Origin of the sequence: Fluviispira vulneris (genome assembly GCF_014281055.1) — a bacterium.
In the GTDB taxonomy this organism is placed as follows: domain Bacteria; phylum Bdellovibrionota_B; class Oligoflexia; order Silvanigrellales; family Silvanigrellaceae; genus Silvanigrella; species Silvanigrella vulneris.
The window spans coordinates 296,165-307,928 of the sequence record NZ_JACRSE010000003.1 but is presented as its reverse complement, the minus strand read 5'-3'; the positions used below and the strand labels follow the sequence as shown (position 1 = coordinate 307,928).

Annotated in this window: 11 protein-coding genes; 7 read left to right on the top strand and 4 right to left on the bottom strand. The window is 30.8% G+C overall.

Annotation, left to right across the window (positions count from 1 at the left end):
- Nucleotides 1-2: 2 nt before the first annotated feature.
- Together H7355_RS08160 and H7355_RS08155 are read right to left on the bottom strand one after the other, a co-directional pair.
- Nucleotides 3-485, bottom strand: a complete 483-nt coding sequence (locus tag H7355_RS08160) for a hypothetical protein (protein ID WP_186646439.1) — start codon at nucleotides 483-485, stop codon at nucleotides 3-5.
- Nucleotides 486-490: 5 nt separating this feature from the next.
- Nucleotides 491-2,329, bottom strand: coding sequence for a DUF6178 family protein (locus H7355_RS08155; protein ID WP_186646437.1), 1,839 nt, complete (start codon nucleotides 2,327-2,329; stop codon nucleotides 491-493).
- Nucleotides 2,330-2,495: 166 nt separating this feature from the next.
- Between H7355_RS08155 and H7355_RS08150 the strand changes: the two genes are divergently transcribed.
- A complete protein-coding gene (locus H7355_RS08150) occupies nucleotides 2,496-3,437 on the top strand; it encodes an MBL fold metallo-hydrolase (protein ID WP_186646435.1) in 942 nt (313 codons plus the stop codon).
- 84 nt (nucleotides 3,438-3,521) lie between these two features.
- Nucleotides 3,522-5,450, top strand: a complete 1,929-nt coding sequence (locus H7355_RS08145) for an exonuclease domain-containing protein (protein ID WP_186646433.1) — start codon at nucleotides 3,522-3,524, stop codon at nucleotides 5,448-5,450.
- 274 nt (nucleotides 5,451-5,724) lie between these two features.
- Here H7355_RS08145 and H7355_RS08140 read toward each other — a convergent pair whose 3' ends face one another.
- Complete coding sequence (locus tag H7355_RS08140; RefSeq protein WP_186646431.1) at nucleotides 5,725-6,855, bottom strand: NUDIX hydrolase; 1,131 nt, start codon at nucleotides 6,853-6,855, stop codon at nucleotides 5,725-5,727.
- Between the two features lie 188 nt (nucleotides 6,856-7,043).
- Nucleotides 7,044-7,352, bottom strand: a complete 309-nt coding sequence (locus H7355_RS08135) for a hypothetical protein (RefSeq protein ID WP_186646429.1) — start codon at nucleotides 7,350-7,352, stop codon at nucleotides 7,044-7,046.
- A gap of 438 nt (nucleotides 7,353-7,790) precedes the next feature.
- Here H7355_RS08135 and H7355_RS08130 point away from each other — a divergent pair, with 438 nt between their 5' ends.
- From H7355_RS08130 to H7355_RS08110, 5 genes are all read left to right on the top strand, one after another.
- Nucleotides 7,791-8,462 (top strand): aldo/keto reductase, encoded by a 672-nt coding sequence (locus H7355_RS08130; protein WP_186646427.1) that lies wholly within the window; start codon nucleotides 7,791-7,793, stop codon nucleotides 8,460-8,462.
- A complete protein-coding gene (locus tag H7355_RS08125; protein WP_286190695.1) occupies nucleotides 8,447-8,812 on the top strand; it encodes an aldo/keto reductase in 366 nt (121 codons plus the stop codon). Before H7355_RS08130 ends, H7355_RS08125 begins: the two co-directional genes overlap by 16 nt.
- Before the next feature lie 199 nt (nucleotides 8,813-9,011).
- Nucleotides 9,012-9,503 carry a hypothetical protein gene (locus tag H7355_RS08120; protein WP_186646425.1) on the top strand — a complete coding sequence of 164 codons (492 nt, stop codon included), beginning with the start codon at nucleotides 9,012-9,014 and terminating at the stop codon, nucleotides 9,501-9,503.
- Nucleotides 9,500-11,173, top strand: a complete 1,674-nt coding sequence (locus H7355_RS08115; RefSeq protein WP_186646423.1) for an ATP-binding response regulator — start codon at nucleotides 9,500-9,502, stop codon at nucleotides 11,171-11,173. The genes H7355_RS08120 and H7355_RS08115 overlap by 4 nt, the downstream gene beginning before the upstream one ends.
- Nucleotides 11,154-11,762, top strand: coding sequence for a hypothetical protein (locus tag H7355_RS08110; RefSeq protein WP_186646421.1), 609 nt, complete (start codon nucleotides 11,154-11,156; stop codon nucleotides 11,760-11,762). Before H7355_RS08115 ends, H7355_RS08110 begins: the two co-directional genes overlap by 20 nt.
- Nucleotides 11,763-11,764 lie beyond the last annotated feature (2 nt).

Sequence of the window (11,764 nt, the reverse complement as noted above, 5' to 3'; positions counted from 1 at the left end):
TCTTAAGTCTCAGAAGAAATGGATTTAATTTCGTAATCGCCATAGCCATGCTGTGCTAAAAAGCTTTCTGCTTGTTCTTCAAGATTTATATTGCGAATAAATCCTCTTAAATAAAAAGTAATTCCTTCGAATTCATGTTTGCTCCAGTCAAGTGGAACAAAAATATCGCGGTCTTCAATAAAATAATCCGTCCAATAGAGATCTAGATAATCGATCATATTTATAACAATTTCATTATAATTTACTTTATCATCTAACTCTCTAACATAAACACATTCAATTGGATACAAAATACTATTGTCATGCTTCCTTAAGGAAACTTTTAATTGTATTTGCTCTTTAGAGACTCCTGCTTCAATTTCAAATTCTTCATTTTCTAAATATGCAGCATGCTTTTTATTTAAAAGTTTTTTAATATTTAAATATTCTTCTTCTGACCAAATTCTTTCTATTTTATTATGAGGTAAAAATGCTAGTTTTTTCAAATTTTTTACTCCCTAGCTAAATTTCTAGTAAGATTTTTAAGAAATAGTTTCACCTTTTCTAGATCATCTAGAGTTTCAAAAGGTTTCACTGTTCGGGTAAATTTAAATGTATCATTCTGCTTATCTATAGAAAGAATGTTCGGATACATTGGAACCCTATTCAAGAGAGACTCAATAATAAAAAAGATTTCAGGTGATAAATAACTTTCGACAGAACTTAACCACACACTCACATCAGAATATCTCTGATTTTCAACGAGTTTAGCAAGAGACACTTCAATAAATGAAGCATCACTTAAAGTGATTCGACGAATTGTCTTTAGATGATTTCTACCCATAGGGTCATTTACGTCAAAATCACTAAGAGATTGAGCTGTTTCTTTAGCAATATTAAGTAACAGATTCCATCCCACTTGAAATAGAAATTCTGGACCAACAAGAGTAAGGCATTCTACACCTTTTTCTAATTCAGTTTTTTCTTCCTGTAATTTAATATTATAATCAATTGGACTGAGTAAACAAGCTTCTAAACCTATATTCAGCAAACCTTTTACAATACCTAATGAACGGCTTAATGAGTCATTACTAATAGACTGCATTACTCCAGAAAGTAAAATATTTGAAATATGTGCAACTCTTTCTTTTAAAAGAGAACCTTTCATTGGGTCATTATTTGTTATTTCAGCAAAAACCTTCTCAATTGATAAGTTCATTTTATTGACTGAGCGGGAGTAAACAAATTCGGATCTCACTAACAATTTTTGGCATTTTTCAATGATTTTTTCTGTAGATTCATTGATAAAATCTCTGTCTTCATAAAAATACTCTGGGGAAATATTTTCTGATCCTGTAAGCTGCTTTAGAGTTCCTTCCCCTAAAGCAAGCTGCATGTAGCGCACACCTTCTTCACAATCAAGCTTTGACAAGAATTCAACAATATTATCAACAGCTTCCGGATCGATAGAACTTTCTGTAATTAATGAAGCAACAGAATTTTTTTGTTTATTAAATGCTTCAATTCTTTTTTCTTCAAGCTTCTGAGCGTCTAAAATAATTTGTTTCAAAGCTTTTTGGCTCTTCGGCGCAAGAATTTTCAATGCTTGCTCTTGTGCCACAAAACCTTGATCGGCAAGACGAGCATTTTTCCAGCGCAAACCATCTTCAAGAGATTCTTGTCGCACAAGCATTGCTGCATGCGCAAAAACAGAACCTGCAAGACGCACGTTATTCTTGTACAGTGCATCTACAAATGGTTTAATTTGTTCAAAAGTTTCTGGGTTCTCGTCGCGCAAGCGTAAGAAGAATTTCTTATCTTCTGTAAGCCACCAGTTTTCACGCATTTCCTCAGTGACTTGTGTAACTCCCTCAGGGATTATTTCAAATATTTTTGAGAAAATAAGAACAATGATTTCTTCTTCAAGCTCAAGCAAACGTTCTACCGCAAATTCAGGACTGATTTGTAACCACAATCTCAACCATGACATAAATTTATCGTAAGAGATGTCTTCGGTTTGCAAAGCTGAAGATTTTTCCCAAAGATCGTAATCTAATACTTTTTGTAACTGAGCACCACGAATCCACTCAATTACCTCAATTGAATCGCCCATACCATGTGACATAATACTGCGATAAAGCAGGTGAGCAGGAGCAACTTGGGTCAAAAATGGCAGCATGGGCTGTGCTGTTAACCAATCTATATTCAATAAAGCAGGCGCCAGTGGATTTTCTGCATCAGGTTTCCATGGAACGGCATGCAAAGCTTCGCTTGCAGAGCTCAACGTGCGGTAAGCACTTGCATCATAACTTTCTTGAGATAAATATTTTGGCGTACGTAGCATGAACATTTTTTTCCAACTCCTTGACCAAATCACCTTGAAACAGGCAGTCTTATAAAAAGAGTATTTATATATAAAGCGGATAACACATTTGTACAGAGGGACGAAAAACAGAGGTATCAACTTCAAACAGTTTGGCCGTAGCATGTAATAATGGTTTGCGGAAGGAGAATCTGTGGCTCATCGCTCTTTTAAGAGCAAATATCCAAAAAAAACAGTATTATCCACAAATAAAACCTTCACGGGTACAGAGCAATTTGTTACGTTTTGGGGCGTGCGCGGAACCATTCCAACACCAGAACAAAACAGACTAAAATACGGTGGCAACACTCCATGTATTGAAATACTTAACATTTCAACACAAAAACACAATTCTTTAATTTTTGATGCGGGCACCGGCATAATAAAGTGCTGTGAAAACGCACTGTTACGAGGAGATAGAGTTTTTCACCTATTTTTTTCCCATATGCATTACGACCATATCATAGGTTTAACAAAATTCCTCCCCTTTTTTAGGAAGGATTGTAAAATTCACATTTACGGCCAAGCTAAGTTCTCAAAAACACTGAAAGAAATTATTCAACATTTTTTTATTGCCCCCTTTTTTCCTGTTGAATTTTATCAGCTCCCCGCCCTCAATAATATCTATTTTCACGAATTAAATGGTCTAAATCAGATTGAAATTGACGGAATTCATGTAGATATTCAAGCACTCAATCACCCACAGGAAGCTCTCGCATTTAGAGTTTGGAGTTTGGATAAAAAAACCAGCGTGGTTTATGCAACAGACCATGAACATGGCTCTAATTTAGATATCGAACTTGAAAAATTTATTAAAGAAACAGATATATTTATTTATGACTCCACATTCTCAGAGAGTAATTATAAAAATCATATTGGTTGGGGGCATTCCACTGCAAAAGAAGGTGCCACTTTGGCGAAAAATGCAAATGTAAAAAATTATATAATATTCCATCACGATCCCTCAAGTACAGATACATTTCTCGAAGAAAAAATATTATTTGAAGCGAAAAAAATTTTTGAACAAAGCTATCTTGCAACTGAATATCAAAGCATAAACGTCAGCGAGCTACATACGTTATTGACGACAAAGTAATATTATGGGAGACAAGAAGCGTGGATGACGGCAGACTCTACAATCCGTTAACCCCTTTCTTTACTTCGCCTGGAATGATATCAAATGACGTTTCAAAATAAGCACAACCGCTCATTTAAGCCTGGATTTAAAACCCTGCGAAAAGAGCAAACTCTTCCCACAGAAATCATTGCGAACCCAAACCGTCCGCAATGGATAAGCCGTTTGCCAGCGCAAATTGATATTGTTTTTTTCGATCTTGAAACTACGGGTGGGAATCCACAAAATAGTTCTATTATTGAAATTGGTGCGATAAAATACAAACATGGCAAAGAAGTTGGGCGTTTTGAAACATTAGTCAATCCCAAAAGAAATATTCCAAGCATTGTGCAAAAAATAACTCATATTAATAATGAAATGATCAAAGGCGCACCAACTTTAGAAGAAATTTTTGATGACTTTATAAATTTCGTTGGAGATTCTGTCATAGTTGCACATGGAGCTCAAGGCGATATTGCTTATTTAGTTCATCATATGAGAGAATTAAAAAATTTAGAATTTAAAAATTATTATTTCTGCACACATCTCATCGTTTCAAATATTTTGCCAGAAATACCTTCAAAAACCTTATCAGGGGTTGCTGAATATTTTGAAATACCTGTACTAGATGCCCACAAAGCACTCGATGATGCAGAAATGACCGCTTCGGTTTTTTGGAAGCTTCTTGAAGTTTGCGAAAGAAATGGCTTTAAAACTTGTGAAGACCTTTTTAAAATACAAGCAGACGCAGAAACTGTCCGTAAACTTGGTCCGGGAATAAATCCTTCAATTGTGGACAATATTCCAACAACTCCTGGAATACTTTATATATTAAATTCTCATCATGAAATTTCATATATCACTGCAAGTGTTAATTTAAGAAAATCCTTACAACAATTAACTGAAATAAGTTTAGACAAAGAGATGAATCGTATTGTTGTTGACGCCTCTGGATTTAAATTTGAACGCACAAATAATTTATTAGAATCTCTCATTAAAGAAAAACGTGAATTAAAGCGTCTTTCGCTTTCAATCGATCCACGCAAAAGTCAAAGCAGAAGCGAAAATTTCTTACAAATTTTTATTCCTGAAGATATGCTTGAATATGCACGCGATTATCCTCATAAAGTGCCTTTCATTATACCCCAGCATGAAGAAATTCATAACGGGGAGTTTTTGGAAGAAGAAACATATGTAGAAGAAAATAAAATAAATAATAATCTCTATGCTACTTTTGGTGAGCAAGATGACACTGTCATTCCAATTACAAAAACAAGACGTATTTTAAGTATTTCTCGTTCCGATAAATTCAAAATATTAAGACGCAGAAATCATTCCATTGAATCTTGTGTGCGCATAGGACATTTAAAAGAAGGTGTAGGTTATTGCTTTGGCCCATTTGCCCAACCCAAAGCTGTGTTGCAAGAAGTGCAAGAACTGCTCAAACATTTTCCAATAGAATTTAATAATTTTACTATGCAAGAAAGATTTGCGCATTTGCGAGTGATAATTTCTCTTTTAAACGGAAATATTGAACAAGAAATTAAGAAAATTGAAAGAGAAAATAAAAAAATCAATGCTTTGAAAAATTTCTCAAATTATCTGCGTAATTTAAAGCTTATCAAAGATATCAATCAAATCTCTGAGTACTTTAATAAAAATTATATGGGTAATATTCCTAAATCAGGTCTTTGCCTTATCTCGAATAACGATTTTAAAGAGTTTGATGTTGCCGTTGTCGTCCGAGGCAGAGTGGCGAAAAAGAGCCGCCTTCCTTTTGAACAAGGCGATCGCTTAAAAAGCCCCCGTTACTTTACAAGACTCTTTGAAAATTATTACGACGAAATCATGGCACCGCTTTCGCCAATTGTTTTCACCGATGACCATTGCTCAGACATGGAATTATTTTCCTACTGGTTGCAGAATAAAAAAGGTGAAGGTGAATGGGTTGAATTCTCAGAATTAGAGCCTTTGTTTAATACGACTTTATTGTAATTCATATTGTTATAATTCTTAAGATAAAGGAAAATTTAACGTGAGTTTTCCTTTATCTTATTTTTAATTTAGAACTACAAACATTAATTAGGTTTCTTCTCAAATTTTTTCTCCAAATGATGCAACACTCCATTTAAAGCATAGTAGCAATGATATTTTTACTTTTATCATAACGGGGCACAAAGCTTCTGTACTGTTTTAATCAAGCAAATAAATTTCAATTAAATGATAAATTTTTTATCATCAAGTTTAAATATATGAAAATACACCCTAATTAAAATTGTTCTAAATAATTTCTAAATATTTCACAAGTTCGACCAGTATGGCTTAAATTGTAGCCTTGCACCTTAGCTCCAATTTTACACTCATCTAAATCAAACCAGCGATAACCTGGGCTATCTGAAATGTTAAATACCATATCTGAAACTTCCCATGCGTATTTATCTTGTGGGATAAAAGAACGAGATGAAATATAATTTTTGTCAAATTTGACAACAAATAGCATATATTCTTTAGAACGAAGTACCATGAATCTTTTTGCTTTATCTAAATCCTTCTCAAAAAGATGTTCTTTTCCGCTTTCTTCATTAAACTCACGAATAGCTCCTGAAATCGGATCTTCACAATTCTCAATTGCACAATTTTTGGATTTATTTTCTTTATAGGCGCAAGATCCTCCTGGAAAATTCCACCATCCACCCAATTTGTCACTACGAAGTTGCAATAAAAACCTTTTTTTAGGAGAGGAATCATCTACAATAAGTACCCCACAATTCGCAATAAATTTATTGCTAGGAGTAGGATCTTCAAAATAATGTGCTATTTTTTGATGTTTTGGCAATACCATGAATAATTTTGTAGCGGGGCTATTCTTAGCAATTTCACTAAGAACTGAAGGACTGTCATCATAAAATACATTTATATTTTGATTCTTTAATTTAGCAGATATCTCTTTAGAAACACAGAAAATATCTGAAGATCGGATAGAGTCTAATTTATTAGTATTCAAAAAATTTAAACTATTAGATGTATGTCTGGAATCACAAACATCTTTATTATGAGTAACAATATAAGGCTTATTAGAGTGATTTAGTAAAAATTTTATTTCCTTTTGTAATCTCAAATTTCTTTTTGTAGTATCAAAAACAAACTTTAATGGGAAATATTTATCTTCTAACGAATAGCGTACCTCAGTATGAAGAACACCATCAACATCAAAGCCTACTCTAGCGTTAGAAGGGCGTGCAAAAGGAGATCTAGCGTCAGTTCTTTCAAATAAATCATCCTCACCATCATAAGTAATAGCAGTAAATTTATTATCGATACCGGAGTGATTTTTAATTGTAGAGTTAGAACAACCTGTTAAGGCAAACAAAATCAATAACAAAGATAATAATAATTTCAAATTTCGATTCCTCGTGATTTTCATTAAAAAATATAAGTTTATACTGCAATTTTTTTTTTAATATCATTGTAGTATAAACTTATATCAACATAGGAAAAAAGTATTAGCTATGATAAGTTTATACTTCACAAAAGTATCTAACACTGATTACAATTTATTTTCAATTATTTTTTACTCTTTCTATATCTCTAATTATTTTGAATCACATACGCAGTCCCAACAGTTTCTTCCAAAATATAAATTACCAGGGTGTAATCAAGATTTTCGGATTTATTTAGAATGAGTATTTGGAAGTATAAATTATTTAAAAATTCTTCAACATGCAAGTCATTATCTTTTGCAGTCTCAATGAGAGAATAATGGCTTGACGGAGCTGAATAAGTATTCAAAAAGACATATGAATTAAGCGTGCAATTGATTTCCTCACTCATTTCCCTTTTTAAACATTCAACAGCAGTTTCATTTTCATGTTTCTTCCCACCAGGAGTAATCAGCAAATCATGATTTATTTTTTTAAGAGCTAATATTTTTAAGAATGACGGCTCCCACTTTGTGGATATTACTTTGATTCATAAATACCTATTCAGAATATTTTAATTAAATTATTTTTCTTGTCTTTCTAAAAAGACCGATTTTTCATTAACAAATAATTATTAAATCATCAAATACTTAATAAAAAATTCTTTTGATTATAGACGAATAAAAAACCTTAATTGATGCTAATTAGGTAATTAAAACAAATAATATTAATTTATAAAAAACAATTTTACCTGAAAACTTTTATTTGAAATAAAAATTGTGATTATTTTATTGTCATGCAAATTTCAATTTTCGAAAAAACCTCCACTCAATATTCATTTATTGAAAATGTAAATATTTACATTTAATTTTCTTTAGCATATTAAAATTAATATATATTTTACAAAGGAGAAATTATGCGCGTCAGTTATTCAAGTCAATTAACAATCCCTGACCTCGGACTCGGTTGCATGGGCATGTCAGAATTCTACGGTGAGACAAATGCAACTGATTGTGAAGAAACCTTAGCAAAAGCTGTTGAAATAGGTATCACTCATTTTGACACGGCCGATATATATGGACAGGGAGAAAATGAGAAATTAATTGGAAACTTTCTAAAGAAAAATAATTGCAGAAGTAAAATTACCATTGCCACTAAATGTGGAATAAAAAGAGACCCCAATGATCCTGCATCTCGCATAATCGATAATTCTGAAAAATATATTTACGAAAGCTGCTTAAAAAGCATAGAACGTCTTGGTACACATATTGATCTTTTCTACCTACATCGCATAGCAGATGAAGGAAAAAATATAGAATCCTCTATGAATGCCATGGCTCTCTTACTCAGAGAAGGAAAAATTAAGCATGTTGGCATTTCCGAAGCCACTGCAGAACAAATTAAACGTGCGCACAATTCTATTTTAAAATTAACAGATGGAAAACAGGGCCTCGCAGCAGTACAGACTGAATACTCCATGATGAGCAGGGGCGCAAAATCCAATAACACTCTAATATCTGCAAAGAACTTAGCATTCTTTTCGTTGCTTATAGTCCTATCAGTCGCGGACTTTTGTCTGGCAATATGAGCAATACAAACTCACTAAGCTCAAATGATTTGCGCAAAACTTTACCACGCTTCCAAGAAAATACTCTTAAAAAGAATTTAAAATTAGTTTCAGCAATCAATTCCTTTGTGCAAAAAAAAGATATGACAAATGCGCAGCTAGCTCTAGCATGGTTACTTAAGAAAGCACCACATATTGTGCCCATTCCAGGAACAAAAAGAATTAAATATTTAATAGAAAATAGAGCTGCGATCGATAAAATTTTAACAGACGATGATATGCAAGAAATAGAAGCAATATTAGCACAATTTCCTGTTTTTGGTGGTAGATATTCAGAAAATTTTAGTAAGCTTTATAATCTAGAAAATTAAGCAGAGTTTTATTAACCTCAAGCCTCAAATAGTGCTATCTAGATCCATGACTCATGCTGAATTAATCTTTTGAAAAAACATTTAATGAAAAATTGCTTTTTAATAAAATTATTTGTATGTATTTCTATAATAGTGATTTATTATGGACACTTTATGCTCAAAGCTTTTTGGAATAAATATTTATCTATAGGAATTTATATTGGAAAGCAATTCTATTATACACAATCAAATAATTAGAAAATCAAGAGATGAAACATTCATAATAATTATTGTTTCAATAATACTTTCCCTCGGGTCTTATTCTTTTTATCTATATGCGCGATATTTTGAAATACCCGATAAAGTTATAAAATTAACAATTCCTACATTTCTCCAGTTGCTTCAAAAAAATGATCAAGATTCTATTAAAAAGAAAATCTCGCATGTAACTAAAAGTGGAGGATTTGCAGCAATATGGATTGAAGATGAACATAAAATTAAGTTCTACGCAGATAAATCAGATTTACCAAAATATGTAAAAGTTAAAGAACTCTTTTTCAATGTTGCAAATCACGACAATAAATTCTTTCTTATACAAAAACAATTACTCCAGGATAAAAACAAAACATATATTTATTCAGCTGAAGAAATTAATATCTCTTATATACTTCTTCCATATATTTTAACAATTATTTTTTTAATATTATTATGAATCGTAGGTACAGAAATTACAATTATCTTCTTTCACAAGTTAGAGAAGCAGAAATAAAAGGAATTCTAACTTCTGTACGCATGTTAGCACATGATATAAGAGATCCTTTTTCAAAATTAAAAGTTTTTTTGAATTTCCTAGAAGATAATAAAAAAAGTGATTTAAATCTAAACATACCTTCAATTAAGAAAGATTTAAATAGTTCAATAGACAAAGTTAATCATATGTTAAATGACTTTATGAGCTTTGGAGATGCGAGTGAAAAACATGGAGAATCTTTTGATTTTGAATATTTTCTTTATAATTTTCTTATGAATATTTCGAAAATAAATGCCGAATGTAATTACAAATTTACTTATACATTAAATCATAAATATTTAATATATTTTAACAAAATTAAATTTGAAAGAGTGCTAAATAATTTATTAGTTAATTCCATAGAAGCAATGCAAGGGAATGGTGAGATATGGATTAAAACCAAAGATATTAATCAATCAAATAATAAGTTTATGCAAATAATATTTGGAAATAGCAATTCATATATTGATAAAAATTATATTAGTAATATATTTGATTTAAGCTTTACAATGGGAAAAGAAACAGGCAATGGTATAGGTTTATATAGTGTCAAATCAATTATTAATTCATTTGGAGGTGATATAAAATGCTATTCCGACAAACAATATGGAGTTGAGTTTATTTTTACAGTTCCTATTTCTGAAGAAAAAAAGCTCTCAACAGAAAAAATACAATTACCTAATTGCGCAAATGAAATATATAAATATCAGCAGAACAAATTATCTAGGAATTTCTCTGAAAAAAATAATTATAGAATTTTAGAAATTATTAATTTCATAAATTTAAATATTAAAAAAATGAGCGTACTTATCATTGAAGACAATGAAATACATTTGAATTCAATACATTCTCTTATTTCCAGTTCTATGAAAAATTATGAAAATGATATTATATTTTATAGCGCAAGTAATTTTCATGATGCCTTAAAAATTTATGAAAAAGAAAATCCACAAATTGTGATTACAGATATTGATCTTAAAGATAAGATAAATGATGGCTTTGATCTTATAAAATACATACGAAAATCTAATAAATTAACGTATATTTGTGTTCATACAAATCGTATTTTTTCTAAAAAAAGAGTATTTGAACTTGGAGCAAATCTTTTTAAATTAAAACCGATGGATTATATCTGTCTCTCAGATATATTTGAGAACTTCTGCAAAATATATCAAGATAATAAAGATTTAAAAAAAATCTCCTCCATCATAATAGTTGAAGACAATAAATTTTATATGAATATGTGGAAAAATGCCTTAAAATTACACAAGCTTCATTGCTATAATAACCCTGAGGAATTATTTAATGATATATTTCAAGATAAAAAATTATTAAAAACTATTGATTGCATAATATTAGATTATTTCTATGAAGGAATAAATAAAAATATAGTTCAAATGAATTTTATCAGTTTACTCAGAAGAAGCGGATATAAAAATCCGTGCTTTTTATCTTCATTAATCAAGTGTAGTCAGGAAGAATTATTAGATTTCGATGGTTTTCTGGAAAAAAAACCTCATTCATTTGAAGAGATAAAAGCTTTATTTCCCCAAAAATATAAAGGAATCTCATATGAAAAAAATTTTAACTGATGAACAAAAAAATTATTATGCAAAAAGAATCACACACTACTTAAAAGGATTTAGAAGTCGCTCACAATTTAGCCCTCAAGATACAGCCAATTCATTAGGGATGTCCGAGTCAAACTACAGAAAACTGGAAATTGATGGATATCCTGAAGAAAGCAAATTTATGAGCGCGATTGAAACACTCTATGCATTTGGCAGCCTTGAAGATATGTCACTGTATGACTTTGCTTATTACTTAGAAAATCCAAATACACGAACATTTTCTGAAATTAAAAGTGGTACAACATCTCAAGAACGAGCTCTCTTTGGGTGGGAAAAATATTTAATAGAAAAATTTCATAATATTGATATAGATACGCGCACTGAATATATGGATATATTTATTACACAAAAAGAAAGCAATGTAAATTTAGAAAGAATAATTAAATTTTCAATTTTAATAAATGAGTATCCTTTTAAAAAGATGAGTTCTGAAAATATTAAAATATTTGATGCTCTCCTTGAGTATTTTTTCTCAAAAAATAATAATAGTAAATTTAACTTAGAAAACGCAAGAAAAATATTAATCAGTTTGCTATCAGAAAGAAAATAGAA

Coding starts and splice junctions, on each gene's coding strand:
- H7355_RS08130 (WP_186646427.1), top strand. CDS start 7,791: ATGCGCGTCAGTTATTCAAGTCAATTAACAATCCCTGACCTCGGACTC.
- H7355_RS08110 (WP_186646421.1), top strand. CDS start 11,154: ATGAAAAAAATTTTAACTGATGAACAAAAAAATTATTATGCAAAAAGA.
- H7355_RS08155 (WP_186646437.1), bottom strand. CDS start 2,329: ATGTTCATGCTACGTACGCCAAAATATTTATCTCAAGAAAGTTATGAT.
- H7355_RS08115 (WP_186646423.1), top strand. CDS start 9,500: ATGAATCGTAGGTACAGAAATTACAATTATCTTCTTTCACAAGTTAGA.
- H7355_RS08145 (WP_186646433.1), top strand. CDS start 3,522: ATGACGTTTCAAAATAAGCACAACCGCTCATTTAAGCCTGGATTTAAA.